Below are 14,742 nucleotides of genomic sequence, written 5' to 3' on the forward strand. Positions count from 1 at the left end.
ACCAGAAAAAATAAAAACTTCTGGTTGCCAACAAATTAAAATATTGTTATAAATTCTCAAAAACATATTTCATTTCGGTAGCAATTTGCAAACTACGCTCTGCATAAACTTTACTTTGTTCTGGTGTACCGTCTGATGCCTTTGGGTCTTCGTAAGTTATAGCAATACGTTTATCGCAACCCGCCACAAACGGACAGCCACCATCTGCAGACGAACACGTCATAATTGCTGCAAACTCACTTTCAGGGTTAAATTCATCACCATAAGTTTTAGAAAAAGCAATAACAGCTGGGTTATTTTTAGCATATTTTATGGCATAAACAGGGTTATCGTTATCTGATAATTTTAAAACCTGAAAACCTTGATTTTGTAATGTTTCACCAACCTTTGGAAACATAGCTGTTGCTTCGGTTCCTCCAGAATAACATGTTACATTTTCAATATTGAAAAACGTAGCCATAGTTTGTGCCCAAATTTGACTTAAATGGCTTCGGCGTGAGTTGTGCGTACAAATAAAATTAATATTTATTGGTGCTTTGGCATCAATTTTAGACTTAATATAATCGGTTAAAGGGTTTAAAATGGCTTTTCTTTCTTCCGAAATAGTATTTGTATTTAATGAGTCTATTGTGTTTTCAATAGTTTCAAAAAGAGGTGTTTTCATCTGTTTTTGGAATTTATTTTTCCTTAATTTAAAAATTGATTTATAGGTAAATTAATTAACAACAGTTTCCTGTAGGCGAACAACAAGGCTCGTCGCTAGTATTATCAATAACCTGAACTTCTTCTGGCACACCACAAATACCTTTGGCTTTACAATCTGTTTTTTCAATGGCTAGCTTAAAAATTAAATTATTGTTACGTATTTCAAAATCATTAACAAATAACTGTGCTGTATGAAAATTTGCGTTTCCGTATTCAAACTTTACTTCTGCATCGCCATTATACGTTTTAATTTTTCCAACTTTATTTAAAATACCTAAAGCCTTAACAACACTCATAAACTCGGTTTTTCCAAGTTCGCTCGGGCTTTCCCAAAGCTGAATAACAGTTTCTTTCCATGCATCGGTTTGTGCGCCACAATCTACCGAATCGATAGTAATATGTTTTACTTCGGTTATATGATAATTAGCACCAACTAATAAATTAGGGGCGTATTCAAACAATAAACTTTTGTTTTTATGTTGATTTAAAACGTTTAATAATTCTTGTGTTTTCATAGTTTTAAAATTTTATTAGTTAAATTGAAAATTAAAAAGAGGTAATAAAAACAATTTAAACATTACTATTATGGTTTAACAACAATTGGATTTTGTATTATTAAAAAACTGATTTAAATGCTGCTGAATTTCTTCCCAACGCTCTACATTTATACAATAACACATTTTTTTTCCTTCTATTTCACCTTTAAGCAACCCAATACTTTTTAACTCTTTTAAATGTTGAGAAATAGTAGCTTGAGCCAAACCAATTTCTTCTACCAAATCGTTACAAATACATGAGTTTTGGCTTCCTATATACTGAAGAATAGCTACTCTAGCTGGATGACCAAGTACTTTAAAAAACTGTGCTAAATCATTTTGCTTCTCTGTAAATATATCCGATTTTGTAATTCCCATAATTTAATCTAATTATATATTGCAATATTACGATGATAAACCGAATAAAAAAAGTCAAAACTCTTAAATTTTGACTTTTTAAAAATATTTTAACGCTTAAAACCAACCCTTTTTTCCTAATTGATAAGTTGCGTAAAACTCTGCATCAGATTTAGTTAAGTATATAATACCTTCAATTAAACCAATAAGTCCAATAACAGAGGCACCAATACCACAAGTAATTACAGAAATAGCTAGCATAATAATTCCTTCTTTATTGTATCCTAAAATAAATTTATGTACCCCTAGCGCACCCAAAATTATAGCTAATACTCCTGCTAAAACTTTTTTATTTTCTCCGGTTACTTCGTTAAAAGTTTCTTCAGCATTGTTTGCAAACTCTGCTGCTGTTTCTTTTGCATCATTGGCAAATTCTTTTGCTCCTTCTTTAGCGTCGTCCAACATTTCGTTTAGGTCGTTGCTTAGGTTTTTTTCATCAGACATGATTAGTTATATTTTGTAATTGATTAGGAAATAAAAATAGGGAAAAATAAAATTTAATACCTATTGTTTGTGTCATTTAATGTATAAATGTTACACTTTATCGGAATAGTAGAATAATTCCTGCAATTGTAGTTACTACAAGTATAAACTTTCTGTAATTTACATTGTTTATAAGTTTTACAATGTACGCTCCTGTAAAAAAACCAATTACCAATGCCGGAATTAAAACTAAATTTAAGGTTAAAGTTTCTTTAGTTATGGTTTTCCAAACAAAAATATGAAAGGGTAACTTAAACGCATTTACAATAAAAAACAACCATGCTGCTGTACCAATAAATTCGTTTTTTGGAAACCTAATAGCTAAAAAATACACGTTAGATATTGGTCCTGCCAAATTACCAACCATAGTAGTAAAGCCTGTTAAAAAACCCATTATACCGGAAAAAAACTTGCTATTTGGTATATTATAAGCTTTTATACGCTCGGTAAAAATCATAACACCAACCGAGAGTAAAACAATAATTGCCATAAGGCGTTTAAACACTATCTCAGAAATATCGTTACCAACCCAAACACCTATTAAAACACCAACTAACATTAACGGAATTAGTTTTTTTATAATCTTCCAATTGGCATGCCTATTATAATAAATTACAGCAAAAATATCGGCACAGACCAACAATGGCACTAAAACACCTGTTGATGCTTTTTCTCCAAAAATAAATGCCATAATTACAACAATAAAAATACTTATGCCCTTTAATCCTGCTTTAGACACACCTAAGACAAAAATTGCAAATGCCATGGCAACCCAATTTAAAACACTTAAATTATATGATTGAAGAATTTCTAGAAAGTTCAATTGCTGTAATATTTAAAATATTGGGCGAAGGTAATAAATAGCTTTGCGCTAAAAGACATTGCCAATACAATTAACGCAATATTATAAAAAGGCTTTATCTATAGGTTCCCAAAGTTCAATTTTGTTGCCATCGTTATCTAAAATATAGCCAAATTTGCCGTATTCGTATTCTTCAATGTCGCCAACAACGGTTACGCCTTCTTCTTTTAAAACCTTTAATAATTCGTGTAAATTTTCTACACGATAATTAAACATAAAATCTTTTTTCGATGGTTCGTAGTATTTTGTGTCTTCTGGAAACGGGCTCCATTGCGTAGAGCATTTATTGCCAGCTTCGTCTTTCCACCAAAAGGTGCAGCCATAATCGTCGGTATTAAAACCCAGGTGTTTTTTGTACCAATCTTTAGTGGCATTAGGATCTTTGGTTTTAAAAAATAACCCGCCTATTCCTGTTACTCGTTTTTTCATGGATTATATTATTTAAAGTTTCGCTTTCGCGGAAATGTAACACGACATGTTAAACATGCTGATCGATTAAAATAGTATTCCCGTCAGGATCTTTAAGTACAATGCTTGCTGGTCCGGTTGAAGCTTCGTCGGCTTCGTTAATAAGGGTAACACCATTGTTTTTTAAATGTTTTTGAATGCTGCGAACATCATCGAAATCGGGTAGGGTTTGAGCGTTTTCGTCCCAACCAGGATTAAAGGTTAAAATATTTTGCTCGAACATGCCTTGAAACAAACCAATTAAAGCATTGCCATTTTTCATGATGAGATAATTTTTATCTAAATCGCCAGCAAAAACCGAAAACCCTAAGGTTTCATAAAATTGTTTTGAAGCTTTAATGTCTTTTACACTCAAGCTTGTTGAAAATGCGCCTAGTTTCATAATATTTACGTTTAGTTACTTTTTAATTGCAGTTTCGTAAATGGAAATCCATTTTTCAACAGTCAGTTTTTGACAAAGTTCTGCAATAAGCTCAAACGGAATTTGATCTACTTTTTTAAACCGGATACAGCTTTTCCCCATATCGAGTTTTAATTTAGAGTGTTTGGCGTATTCGGGAACAAACCAATCGTAAATTTCGGGAACGGCATAAATACCCATATGATATAAATTTACAGAGTTTTTCTGCGAAGCAAAACTCATAAAAGGCAAAGGTTCTTCAGGTTTACAATGATAACCATCTGGATAAATGCTGTGTGGCACAAAATACCCAATCATGCCATATTGCATGCCTTCTTTAAAACCATCCGGAAGGTTTTTATTTATAACCTCTCGTAATTTATTTAAAGCCTCGTGCCTATTTTCTGGGGTTTGTTTTATGTAGTCTTCTGGCGAGTTGGCTTTGTATTGCATGATGTTAGCTTTAGAAACCTAAAGTTAACAAAATTTCCCTTTAATTTTATCTACAATGGTTTGGGCTAGTTTTTCTTTGCTTTCTACAGTCCAACCAGCAACATGTGGTGTTAATAACACATTTTTAGCATCGATTAAATATTGAAACGCTTCTGGCATCTCCACTGCACCCGATGTATCGTCTTGTTTAAAAAGGTTCTCGAACGATGCTTTTTCGTATTCTAAAACATCTAAACCTGCGCCTAATATTTTACCAGATTTTAAAGCAGCAACTAAATCTTTTGTTACCACACTTTTACCTCGCGCGGTGTTTATTAACCAAAATGGTTTTTTAAAGCCGTTTATAAAATCGGCATTAATCATGTTTAAAGTAAGTGGTGTTTGCGGCGTGTGTAAACTTACCACGTCTACTTTTTCTTGAAATTCTTTAAGTGATACTTGTTTGGCATTTTCGTTGCCAACACCTTCTTTAATATCGTAACACAACACCTCTACATCGAAACCACGTAGTTTTTTAGAAAAGGCATTGCCCATATTGCCATAACCAATTAGTCCAACGGTTCTGCCATCGAGTTCTATACCTCGGTTGGCTTCGCGAAGCCATTTGCCACTTCTAACCTCGGCATCGGCCTGGTTTAGTTTATTAAAAAGCGATAACAGCATGCCTAAGCTATGTTCGCCAACGGCGTTACGGTTGCCTTCTGGAGCAGATATTAAATGAATGCCATTGGTTTCGGCATAATCGCAGTCTATGTTTTCTAAACCGGCACCAACACGACCAATAAATTTTAAATTAGTGCCGGCATCGAGAAATTGTTTATCGATAGTAAAACGACTACGGATTACAATACCATCGTAGTTTGAAATTTTTGCTTCAATTGCTTCTTTTGAAGCTGTAAAATCGGTGTGGTTTGTAAATCCTAAATCGTTTAATTGATTTATTAATAACTCGTGGTTAGAATCTAGGTGAAGTATTTTCATGTAAAAAAGCGAATCTAAATCTTCTTATTGGGAAGATGTTTTCATTAATACCCAAAAGTAATTTGTTTATTGAGTTGATGCAAGCTAATGTTGGGTAAAGTTTTATAGTTGTCTTTGTGAAAATTTTCGGGTATTTACCTGATATAAAAGAATAAACAAAACTTACAAACACACACCCGCGTTAGGGATTGCAGCGGCATCCTTTTTTGAGGCACGAGAAAAAGATATAGCGTAAAGCCCGCTCCTTGTGGTAACGCCCAAAATATTTTTTTGAGATACTAAAACAGGTTAAGCACAACCAATAAATTCCATTAAAAATCTAGATCCCTAAAATGAGTTTGGCTATTGAAAAGTAAATTAAAATGCCAAAAATATCGTTACTAGTGGTTATAAATGGCCCTGTAGCAATGGCTGGATCGATACCGCGTTTGTCGAGAAATAAGGGCACAAATGTACCTATTAAACCTGCTACAATTATTACCACAACTAATGAGGTTGATACGGCTAATGCGGTGTTGACTTCGCCTTGTGCTATCCAAACGAATACGAATAAAAATAGGGCGAGAATTAGTCCGTTTAGGGCTGCGAGTAGCATTTCTTTTAACAGACGGCTGTTTATACTTCCTTTTACATCGTCATTTGCCAGACCTTGAACAATTATGGCGCTAGATTGTACGCCTACGTTTCCGGCCATGGCAGCAATTAACGGTGTAAAGAAAAATAATACGGTGTATTTGCTAAAGGCTTCGTGGAATCCTTCCATGATTAAAAAAGCGCCCACACCACCAACTAAACCAAGAAATAACCATGGTAAACGGGCTCTGGTGAGTTGTATAATGCTATCATCGGCTTCGACATCGCTGGTTATACCTGCTGCCATTTGGTAATCTTTGTCGGCTTCTTCTTTTAAAACATCTACAATATCGTCTATGGTTATGCGGCCTAAAAGCACTTTGTTTTCGTCGCTTTCAATTACCGGAATGGCTTCTAAATCGTACTTTGCCATTATTCTGGCTACTTCTTCGGCATCTTCGTTTACGTTTACATAATCGACATTAGATATATAAATATCGGCAATTTTTTGTTCGCTTTTGGCTACTATTAAATCTTTTAAAGAGAGACGACCAATTAAACGGTCTTTTTTATCGACTACGTAAATGGAATGTACACGCTTAACATCTTTGGCTTGCCCGCGAATTCGGCGTAAACAACCGGCTACAGTCCAGGTTTCGTAAACTTTTACAAGTTCTTTAGCCATTAGTCCTCCGGCAACATCGTCGTCGTAGGTTAATAACTCGGTAATTTCGGCTTTGTGTGCCTCGTCTTCTATTTGGTCTATTACAGCTTGTTGGCGTTCTTCGGGTAATTCGGCAATAATATCGGCAGCATCATCGGTGTCGAGTTCTTCAACTTCTTCGGCAATTTCTTTTGCTGATAGGTTTTTTAATACTTTTTCTCGATTGTCTTCATCGAGTTCCATTAAAATATCGGCGGTGGTTTCAGAATCTAAAAGTTTTATAACGTACATGGCTTGTTCTAGATTTAATTCGTCTAGAATTTCGGCAATGTCGGCGTAATGAAACTCGTCCATAACACTTTTAAGTTCCTTATCGTTTTGGGTTTCGATAAGTAACTCCACTTGCTCTAAAAGCGTATCTGTTAACTGAAATTGGCTATTTTCTTTTTCTTCTGACATGAGATTTCACCGTGTTTTGAAATTTCCTGATCCATAATTTTTGAAACCTATGTATCGTTTGAAATTCTATGAAAATTTTTTAATTCTGGTCGTTATCAATAAGTTGCGTAAGTTCTAAAAACTGTTCTACGCTTAATTGTTCTGGCCGCTGCCCAAAGATAGTATTTGCTTTTAAATTATCGGACAGATTGAATGTTTTTAAACTGTTACGAAGTGTTTTTCGGCGTTGCTGAAATGCGGTTTTTACCACCCTAAAAAACAATTTTTCGTCGCATGGTAATTGGTAGTTTTCTTTGCGCTTTAAAATAAGCACACCAGAATCGACTTTTGGTGGCGGATTAAATACGTTTGGTGGCACGGTAAACAAGTATTCGGCATCGTAAAAGGCTTGTGTTAAAACCGATAAAATACCGTAAACTTTACTACCCTCTTTTGAGCAAATACGTTGCGCCACTTCTTTTTGAAACATTCCGGAAAATTCTGGAATTTGGTCGCGCATTTCTAAGGTTTTAAATACAATTTGGCTAGATATATTATACGGAAAGTTACCTATTATGGCCAAAGGTTCGTTATTAAAAACCTCGTTTAAATTGTACTTTAAAAAGTCTTTTTCTATTATTCGTGGTGCTAAATTTAGGTAGTTGTTCTGCAAGTATTCTACAGATTCGCTATCTATTTCTATAACGTAAGTGGTGCAGTCTTTTTTTAGTAAATACTTTGTGAGCACACCCATTCCTGGGCCTATTTCTAGTACGTTTTTATAGCCTTGTAGCGATAGCGTATCGGCTATTTTTTCGGCAACCGTTTCATCATTTAAAAAATGTTGTCCTAAATGCTTTTTTGCTTTTACCTGATGATTGTTGGAGTTTTTTGCCACGATATAAAATTTTATGCGAAGTTATAACACTTAACAGTTAATCTATTATTTTTTAAAAAAATCATTGGTTTTTTTAATGAAAAAATCCTGATTAATAACTAATAACGTATATAAAACTTTAATTTTAAACAAAACTATTCTACTTTATGAAAAAACCATTACTAACTTTAACCTACTTACTGCTTTTTTATTTTACTTCGTTTGCACAAACTGTTTCTTCGGTTTCTGATTTACAAACAGCTTTAAATAATGCTGAAGCAGGAACTATAATTACCATTACTAACGGCGATTACTATAATGCCGATTTAAGTATTGAAGCTTCAGGTACCGAGAACATGCCTATTATTATTCAAGCTGAAACACCTGGCGGTGTTTCTTTTATTAATAACTCTAGAATTAAAATGGGTGGCAGCTATATAACCCTTACTGGTGTTAAATTTACTGGCGATTATACCTTATCTGAAGAAGGTGCTAGTTCTTACGCTATTTCATTTAAAAACGGATCGGATTGTAACAATTGTACAGTTACACAGGTGCAAATTGATGACTATAACCCAAGTAGCGAGACCGATGATTTTAGATGGGTTCGTATGTACGGACAATACAACGAAATAAGTTATTCTACTTTTATAAATAAAGATTGCCTAGGATCTATGATTTTTAACCAACGTAGTGATGGTTATCCAGATTATACTAAAATACATCACAATTACTTTGCATACAGAAACCAAGTAGGAACAGCAGATCAATACAATGATGTTGATGTTATGCGAATTGGAGATAGTAGCGAATCTTTATCAGATTCATTTACAGAAATTTACAACAATTATTTTTACCAAGTTAAAGGTGGTGAACCTGAAATTATAGCTAATAAAAGTGGAAGTAATAAATTTTACAATAATACTTTCTCTGAGTATTTAGGCGCTTTATCTTTAAGACATGGTAATAATTGTGAGGTGTTTAATAACTTCTTTTTAAACCCTGGACAAACGGCTTCTTACTTTAATGGTGGCATTAGAATTATTGGTGAAGGCCATAAAATTTACAACAATTATATACAAGGCACCAATGCTTCAAAACAAAACTCATCATCTAAATCTGGTGGTTTAGGCGGTATAAATATTTCTGCTGGACAATCTGAAGCCAATTTTGTACTAAGTGGCTACGGACAAGTAAAAAATGTTTTAGTTACAAATAACACCCTAGTAGATTGCGACTTAGGAATACGTATTGGTGAAGATTCTGGTGGTAACAACCAGAATGTAGCACCAGACAATATTACCGTAGCTAATAATATTTTATTTAATTGTGGTGATTATTTAGATGAAGCCAGAGCTGCTACTAATTCTACCTTTGAAGGAAACTTGGTTAATAGCAGTTCGCAATCTAGTACCAACGGCTTTACAGTTGTTACTAACGATTTGTTACAAAGCGGTACAACTTACTATTCTATTTACGATGCAAGTGATGCTGTAAATGCTTCGGTTGGCGATTATTCGTCATACTTTACAAACGATGTTTTTAGCGGTAACCGTTCTGGAGTTTTTGATGTTGGCGCTCAAGAATATGGAGCTACTCTGGTTAAAATGCCATATAACCAAAGTGATGTTGGTGTTACTGTTGGCTTTGGTGCTACAGATAATACTTTATCGGTTAGCAGCCCAAGTTTATTAAGTTTAGGAATTAAAATATATCCTATTCCTGTAACTCATAATGTTATAAATGTAGAATCGTCTAACCTTGAAATTACTGAAATTGACATCTATAATATTACCGGACAAAAAATTATTTCAAAAAAAGTGGATGCTAAAAAACATGTATCAATAAATACATCGGTATTAAAAAGTGGTATTTACTTTTTAGCTATTAATAAAACAGCAAGCTCAAAGTTTATTGTAGAATAAACATAACTGTTTTAAAAAAACAAAAGCCACTTCTGTAAACTAGAACGTGGCTTTTTTTATGTTTTAAAATTGAAGTTTTAACCCTTCGTGCGATGCTGTAAAACCTAATTTTTGATAAAACTTAATAGCTTCGGGGCGTTTTTTGTCTGAGGTTAATTGCACAATACTCGCGCCTTTTTCTTTTGCTCTATTTATAGCCCATTGAAACATGGTTTTCCCTAATCCTTTACCTTGATATTCTGTTTTAATATGAACCGATTCTATTTGCACTCGCAAACTACCCAAGCGGTTTAAATGCTGTAAATAAGTTAATTGAAGTGTACCAATTACTTCATTTGTGTCATTCTCTAAAACAATGAGTTCTTGGTTTTTATCTTCATTTATATTTTTAAAAGCCTCAACATATTGTTTTGGCAAGGGTATTACAAATTGCTCGCGTGTTTTACCAAGTTTATCGTTTGCATACAAAGCAATTATTGCTGGCAAATCTTGTAAAGTTGCTTTTCTAAAAACCATGTTTTCTTAATTAAATGTTTATTAGTTTTTAGAAAACTTATTATCAAAACTCACAGAATACTCGTCAATAATTTGAAGCTCTGTGCGAAAGGCTAGCATTTTATCGGCAAACTTTTTTAAACCTTCGCTACGCAAAGCTTCAGCGTAATTTTTGTAATAATCATCTAAATGCTCACGAGATTCTGTTCTATATTGAATGGAATAGGTTATGCCACCCATTTCTTCTTCAACTAAAACTCTTGTTAAGGTAGCTTTAGTGAATTTTCCGGTAGCTAAAACCTGAGGAATATGTTCCTGTTTAGCCCAATTTAACCAAGCTTCGTGAATACTTTCGTCTATATTTGAGGTTACATTATATATGTACATAGCTTATAATTTTTTTGCAAATAACTGAAGTTCTGAAGCATCGTCAAAAAGAATTATATCTTTTTTAAAAACAAAACCTAGTTTTCTTAAAAGTTTTGTTGAGTTTTTATTTTTTGCCGTAACAATAGCTATTAGTTTTTTTAAGTTAAACTTATTTTTGGCAAGTTTTATAACTTTTTCTGAAGCTTCAAAACCAAAACCCAAGCCTTCATACTCTGGTAAAAAAGCAAAACCCAAATCTACTTCGGGTAATTCGTCTCTTTTTATAATGCCGCAAGTACCAATTGGTTTATTGTTTTCAGCTTTTAATAACACTTTGTAAAAACCAAAGTCATTAGTATTATAGCTTTTTAAATGCCCATTTTCAATACGTTTTTCGGCATCTTGTATTGTTTTAGTATTTCTGTCCCCAATGTATTTAATCCAGTTGGGAGAATTTACCAATTCTAAAAAAAAAGGGGCGTCGTTTTTAGAGAATTTTTCTAGAATTAAACGCTGTGTTTCTTCCACCATAACACTTAATTTATAGCATCGCCACGTAAAGTTCGGAATCGTTTTCGAGCATCAACAAAATAAATACTGTCGGCATGATTAAATATAATTTGCTCGTAAAACACTTTTGCCTTTTCTGGTTGGTTTAATTGATTTTCGTAAATTAATGCCAAGTAAAAATATGCATCGTCTATTAAAATGCCATCGCGATAATTTTCTATTAAAACTTCATAGTTTGCTTTTGCTTTATCAAACTCATTTTTAATCTCATAAAGTTGTGCTTGTTTATATAAAGTTTGTGCAATTATAGGTTCTGTTTTATGTGCTTCTAGTATTTTGTTTAATACGTTAATGGCTTCATCGTTTCTATTTTGAAAGGCTAACAAATCGGCTTTAGCATATAGTTTTAATGCCGTTTGCAACGAATCTTCATATTTATTATCAGAGATAAGTAATTTTAAATTTAACGCATCGTTGGCTATTAATTGTGATGTTGAAGATTTTAAAATTTTTAATTGAGATTCTGCCCATTTAAAATCGCCTTTATAATAACTTGTTTTTGCTACTTTAAAACGCGCTTCTTGCGACAATGTACTGTTTTTTAAATTTCGCTGAATTTGTGTGTAATAAATTAAAGCCTGATTAAATTTTTCTTGAAGCACCAAAATATCGGCTAATTCTAATTTTACTTCGGCTATTTGAAATTTGGATAATGTCGTGTTTAATAAAGACTCTAAATAACCTGTTGCTTCTTTTGTATCTTTAATGTAAAATGCTAAAAAATGTGCATATGCTATTTTTAGTTTTAAAACTTCATTTGAAGCTGTTGTGTTTTGTGTAAGATTATTTTCTTTAGCTAATAAAATCTGTTCGTATTTACTTTTTATAGCTTTATAATCTTTTTCTTTGGCTTCTTTGGTTTCTAACTCAAGTAATTTATAATGTGCTTTTAATTGATCTTCAGGCAACGCACTTGTGCTTATTATATATTGATAAATTTCTTTTGCTACTTCTGTGTTTTTTTGGTTTGCAGCTATTTCTGCAAGCTCTTTTATTCTTGCTAAACTCTCGGGGTTGCGCTTATAAATGGCTTTCTCTTGTGTAAAAGACTTATTATATTCTTTTTGTTTAATAAACAACCAACTTAACAACTCGTTCCATAAGACATTAGGTTCTTGCTGCATTTTTTTTAACAGCATTTTTTTTAACATGATGTTGTTCTCGCTTTCATTGTCTTCGCTAATAAAATCGTTAATAGCACGTTTTACATCATGAACCATATTGGGTCTTTCTTCAATAAACCCCATATAGCTACTAAACATTTTTTCAATATTACCTTGCTCGCCATAAATTTGTGCTAATTGTAAACTAAAATTATACTCAGGCTTTAATTGCATTGCCTTTTCGTAAGCTTGTGTGGCTTCGTTTAGCAATGAATGATTTTGGAAACTTCTTGCTACTGCATAAACATTACTTACTCGGTCGTCTATACTATTTAATGCCTTTTGGTAGTATTGTTGTGCTGATATAGAATCTTTTTTTAATTGAAAATTATAACCAAGTTCTACCAAAAAAGCGGCATATTTTATACGAACCATTAACTTGTTTAAAAAAGCTTCTGCTTCGGTATATTGTTCTAATTGTTGGTAAGTTTTAGTAATCTGGGTTATTACCGTGATATTTGATGGTGAATTCTCATAAAGCTTTTTATATTCTATTAAAGCTTTTTCATATTCACCTTTTTCAAAATAAGCGTTTGCAATTACATCGTTTTGGGCAAAACTTATATAAGTTGTAAGGCATAATATAAAAACTAAAAATCTCATAAGGTAAATATAACAAATGTAGTATTTAAGTAAGGCCTATTATAGGTTAAAAAAAAAGTGCCTAATAAAATATTAGGCACTTACCAACCAAAATAATATTCTATTAACTTAACATTAATTTATGGATTGGGGACAGTCTTAAATTTCTATATATAGAAACGACTATTTTAAAAAAATTGTAATTTTATTTATAAAAGTAATTTAGTAGTGTGTGTACTATTTACTTACAATGGTAGTTTTTGAATCTTCAGATTTTACAATTTCGAAGTCTGAAAACAACACTTTACTCGCAAGAACAGCTAGAGCAACTAATAGTATTATGCGCTTAAAATTTTTCATGGTTAAGTAGATTAAGAGGTTATGGTGGTACTAACTTGTAAAAAAAATGCATAAACACAAAAAAATGCATAAAAAAATCGTTAAACAACGATTTTTTTATGCATTTAATCGATAAAAATTGTATTCTACCTGTAAATGAGGCTTTAATTTAAAATTTTAAAGCCAGTGTAAGGTTGTAATACTTCAGGAATTTCTATACCATTTTCGGTTTGGTAATTCTCTAAAATTCCGGCTAATACTCTTGGTAAAGCTAAAGAACTACCATTTAATGTATGTGCCAATTCGTTTTTACCTTCACTATTTTTAAAACGTAACTTTAATCGGTTTGCTTGAAATGTTTCAAAGTTTGAAACTGAAGAAATTTCTAACCAACGATCTTGCGCTGTAGAGAAGACTTCAAAATCGTAAGTTAATGCCGATGTAAACCCTAAATCGCCACCACAAAGTCTTAAAATTCTGTACGGTAATTTTAATTCGTTTAAAATACTTTTTACATGCTCTACCATTCCGGTTAAAGCATCATAAGAGTTTTTAGGATGTTCAACTCTAATAATTTCAACTTTATCAAATTGGTGTAAACGATTTAAACCTCTTACATGTGCGCCATAACTTCCGGCTTCACGACGAAAACATGGTGTGTAACCTGTAATTCCTATTGGTAAATCGGCCTCGTTTAAAACCACATCTCTAAATATATTAGTTCCTGGAACTTCGCCTGTTGGTATTAAATATAAATTATCGCCAGTTACGTGGTACATTTGCCCTTCTTTATCTGGCAATTGCCCTGTGCCAAAACCAGAGGCCTCGTTAACTAGGTGTGGTAATTGGTATTCTTTGTAACCTGCTTCTGTATTTTTATCTAGAAAATAAGCTATTAAGGCACGTTGTAACCGGGCTCCTTTACCTTTGTACACAGGAAATCCGGCACCTGTTATTTTGTTACCTAACTCAAAATCGATAATATCATATTTTTTAGCTAATTCCCAGTGTGGCAAAGCTTCTTTACTTAATGTAGGAACTTCTCCTGCTTCAAATACTACTTCGTTATCCTCATCAGAATTTCCGCTAGGAACAATCTCATTAGGAACATTTGGTATTTTATACAACAATTCGTTTAAAGCCTCTGCTTTAGCATTTAATGCTTCTGTTAGTTCTTTCGACGTTTCTTTAAGTTGTGATGTTTTTTCCTTTAAGGCATTTGCTTCTTGTGCTTTACCGGATTTATACAAGTTTCCTATTTCTTTAGAAAGTGTGTTAGACTCGGCTAAAGTGTTATCTAACTGTGTTTGAATACCTCTTCGTTCTTCATCAAACGTTAAAACATCAGCTATCATTTGTGATGCATCAATGTTTCGTTTTTCTAAACGTTTAATTACTAAATCTTTGTTCTCTCTAATAAAAGCTACTTGTAACATGCGTTA

The 14,742-nt window shown here is 32.8% G+C and carries 18 protein-coding genes; 1 reads left to right on the forward strand and 17 read right to left on the reverse strand.

What is annotated here, in order from left to right; all coding sequences use genetic code 11:
• Window positions 1-46 precede the first annotated feature (46 nt).
• The 11 genes from LG649_RS04325 to rsmA all read right to left on the reverse strand — a co-directional run bounded on the left by LG649_RS04325 (window position 47) and on the right by rsmA (window position 7,878).
• Window positions 47-664, reverse strand: a complete 618-nt coding sequence (locus LG649_RS04325) for an arsenate-mycothiol transferase ArsC (RefSeq protein WP_226541347.1) — start codon at window positions 662-664, stop codon at window positions 47-49.
• A gap of 55 nt (window positions 665-719) precedes the next feature.
• Window positions 720-1,220 carry a DUF6428 family protein gene (locus tag LG649_RS04330; RefSeq protein ID WP_226541349.1) on the reverse strand — a complete coding sequence of 167 codons (501 nt, stop codon included), beginning with the start codon at window positions 1,218-1,220 and terminating at the stop codon, window positions 720-722.
• Between the two features lie 75 nt (window positions 1,221-1,295).
• Window positions 1,296-1,619 carry an ArsR/SmtB family transcription factor gene (locus tag LG649_RS04335; RefSeq protein WP_226541351.1) on the reverse strand — a complete coding sequence of 108 codons (324 nt, stop codon included), beginning with the start codon at window positions 1,617-1,619 and terminating at the stop codon, window positions 1,296-1,298.
• 96 nt (window positions 1,620-1,715) lie between these two features.
• Window positions 1,716-2,102 carry a TM2 domain-containing protein gene (locus LG649_RS04340; protein WP_226541353.1) on the reverse strand — a complete coding sequence of 129 codons (387 nt, stop codon included), beginning with the start codon at window positions 2,100-2,102 and terminating at the stop codon, window positions 1,716-1,718.
• Between the two features lie 97 nt (window positions 2,103-2,199).
• Window positions 2,200-2,964, reverse strand: a complete 765-nt coding sequence (locus LG649_RS04345) for a sulfite exporter TauE/SafE family protein (RefSeq protein WP_226541363.1) — start codon at window positions 2,962-2,964, stop codon at window positions 2,200-2,202.
• Between the two features lie 81 nt (window positions 2,965-3,045).
• Entirely contained in the window at window positions 3,046-3,432 is a 387-nt protein-coding gene (locus tag LG649_RS04350; protein WP_226541365.1) for a VOC family protein, read from the reverse strand.
• Window positions 3,433-3,481: 49 nt separating this feature from the next.
• Window positions 3,482-3,853 carry a VOC family protein gene (locus LG649_RS04355; protein ID WP_226541367.1) on the reverse strand — a complete coding sequence of 124 codons (372 nt, stop codon included), beginning with the start codon at window positions 3,851-3,853 and terminating at the stop codon, window positions 3,482-3,484.
• A 15-nt stretch (window positions 3,854-3,868) separates the two neighbouring features.
• Entirely contained in the window at window positions 3,869-4,324 is a 456-nt protein-coding gene (locus LG649_RS04360) for a DUF1801 domain-containing protein (RefSeq protein WP_226541369.1), read from the reverse strand.
• Window positions 4,325-4,348: 24 nt separating this feature from the next.
• The gene (locus LG649_RS04365) at window positions 4,349-5,305 is read right to left on the reverse strand and encodes a 2-hydroxyacid dehydrogenase (RefSeq protein ID WP_226541371.1); all 957 of its coding nucleotides are present in this window, start codon (window positions 5,303-5,305) and stop codon (window positions 4,349-4,351) included.
• A 319-nt stretch (window positions 5,306-5,624) separates the two neighbouring features.
• A complete protein-coding gene (gene mgtE / locus LG649_RS04370) occupies window positions 5,625-7,001 on the reverse strand; it encodes a magnesium transporter (RefSeq protein WP_226541380.1) in 1,377 nt (458 codons plus the stop codon).
• A 79-nt stretch (window positions 7,002-7,080) separates the two neighbouring features.
• Window positions 7,081-7,878 carry a 16S rRNA (adenine(1518)-N(6)/adenine(1519)-N(6))-dimethyltransferase RsmA gene (gene rsmA / locus LG649_RS04375; protein ID WP_226541389.1) on the reverse strand — a complete coding sequence of 266 codons (798 nt, stop codon included), beginning with the start codon at window positions 7,876-7,878 and terminating at the stop codon, window positions 7,081-7,083.
• Between the two features lie 146 nt (window positions 7,879-8,024).
• Here rsmA and LG649_RS04380 point away from each other — a divergent pair, with 146 nt between their 5' ends.
• Window positions 8,025-9,782, forward strand: coding sequence for a chondroitinase-B domain-containing protein (locus LG649_RS04380; protein ID WP_226541391.1), 1,758 nt, complete (start codon window positions 8,025-8,027; stop codon window positions 9,780-9,782).
• 63 nt (window positions 9,783-9,845) lie between these two features.
• On the opposite strand, the gene LG649_RS04385 is transcribed toward LG649_RS04380, so the two are convergent.
• The 6 genes from LG649_RS04385 to serS form a co-directional block, all read right to left on the reverse strand.
• Complete coding sequence (locus tag LG649_RS04385; protein ID WP_226541393.1) at window positions 9,846-10,298, reverse strand: GNAT family N-acetyltransferase; 453 nt, start codon at window positions 10,296-10,298, stop codon at window positions 9,846-9,848.
• Window positions 10,299-10,319: 21 nt separating this feature from the next.
• Complete coding sequence (locus LG649_RS04390; protein WP_226541395.1) at window positions 10,320-10,664, reverse strand: DUF4286 family protein; 345 nt, start codon at window positions 10,662-10,664, stop codon at window positions 10,320-10,322.
• Between the two features lie 3 nt (window positions 10,665-10,667).
• Complete coding sequence (locus LG649_RS04395) at window positions 10,668-11,177, reverse strand: GNAT family N-acetyltransferase (protein WP_226541397.1); 510 nt, start codon at window positions 11,175-11,177, stop codon at window positions 10,668-10,670.
• Window positions 11,178-11,182: 5 nt separating this feature from the next.
• Window positions 11,183-12,982, reverse strand: coding sequence for a tetratricopeptide repeat protein (locus LG649_RS04400; protein ID WP_226541399.1), 1,800 nt, complete (start codon window positions 12,980-12,982; stop codon window positions 11,183-11,185).
• Between the two features lie 216 nt (window positions 12,983-13,198).
• Window positions 13,199-13,321 carry a hypothetical protein gene (locus LG649_RS16305; RefSeq protein WP_262904471.1) on the reverse strand — a complete coding sequence of 41 codons (123 nt, stop codon included), beginning with the start codon at window positions 13,319-13,321 and terminating at the stop codon, window positions 13,199-13,201.
• 143 nt (window positions 13,322-13,464) lie between these two features.
• A complete protein-coding gene (gene serS, locus LG649_RS04405) occupies window positions 13,465-14,736 on the reverse strand; it encodes a serine--tRNA ligase (RefSeq protein ID WP_226541401.1) in 1,272 nt (423 codons plus the stop codon).
• Between the last annotated feature and the right edge of the window lie 6 nt (window positions 14,737-14,742).

The organism is Neotamlana laminarinivorans (genome assembly GCF_020523925.1).
Lineage (GTDB): Bacteria > Bacteroidota > Bacteroidia > Flavobacteriales > Flavobacteriaceae > Neotamlana > Neotamlana laminarinivorans.

Excerpts from the sequence above, each read along its gene's own strand:
- LG649_RS04400 (WP_226541399.1), bottom strand. The coding sequence starts at position 12,982 with ATGAGATTTTTAGTTTTTATATTATGCCTTACAACTTATATAAGTTTT.
- serS (WP_226541401.1), bottom strand. The coding sequence starts at position 14,736 with ATGTTACAAGTAGCTTTTATTAGAGAGAACAAAGATTTAGTAATTAAA.
- LG649_RS04360 (WP_226541369.1), bottom strand. The coding sequence starts at position 4,324 with ATGCAATACAAAGCCAACTCGCCAGAAGACTACATAAAACAAACCCCA.
- mgtE (WP_226541380.1), bottom strand. The coding sequence starts at position 7,001 with ATGTCAGAAGAAAAAGAAAATAGCCAATTTCAGTTAACAGATACGCTT.
- LG649_RS04395 (WP_226541397.1), bottom strand. The coding sequence starts at position 11,177 with ATGGTGGAAGAAACACAGCGTTTAATTCTAGAAAAATTCTCTAAAAAC.
- LG649_RS04330 (WP_226541349.1), bottom strand. The coding sequence starts at position 1,220 with ATGAAAACACAAGAATTATTAAACGTTTTAAATCAACATAAAAACAAA.
- LG649_RS04390 (WP_226541395.1), bottom strand. The coding sequence starts at position 10,664 with ATGTACATATATAATGTAACCTCAAATATAGACGAAAGTATTCACGAA.
- LG649_RS04350 (WP_226541365.1), bottom strand. The coding sequence starts at position 3,432 with ATGAAAAAACGAGTAACAGGAATAGGCGGGTTATTTTTTAAAACCAAA.
- LG649_RS04355 (WP_226541367.1), bottom strand. The coding sequence starts at position 3,853 with ATGAAACTAGGCGCATTTTCAACAAGCTTGAGTGTAAAAGACATTAAA.
- LG649_RS04335 (WP_226541351.1), bottom strand. The coding sequence starts at position 1,619 with ATGGGAATTACAAAATCGGATATATTTACAGAGAAGCAAAATGATTTA.
- LG649_RS04340 (WP_226541353.1), bottom strand. The coding sequence starts at position 2,102 with ATGTCTGATGAAAAAAACCTAAGCAACGACCTAAACGAAATGTTGGAC.
- LG649_RS04325 (WP_226541347.1), bottom strand. The coding sequence starts at position 664 with ATGAAAACACCTCTTTTTGAAACTATTGAAAACACAATAGACTCATTA.
- LG649_RS04380 (WP_226541391.1), top strand. The coding sequence starts at position 8,025 with ATGAAAAAACCATTACTAACTTTAACCTACTTACTGCTTTTTTATTTT.
- LG649_RS04385 (WP_226541393.1), bottom strand. The coding sequence starts at position 10,298 with ATGGTTTTTAGAAAAGCAACTTTACAAGATTTGCCAGCAATAATTGCT.
- LG649_RS16305 (WP_262904471.1), bottom strand. The coding sequence starts at position 13,321 with ATGAAAAATTTTAAGCGCATAATACTATTAGTTGCTCTAGCTGTTCTT.
- LG649_RS04365 (WP_226541371.1), bottom strand. The coding sequence starts at position 5,305 with ATGAAAATACTTCACCTAGATTCTAACCACGAGTTATTAATAAATCAA.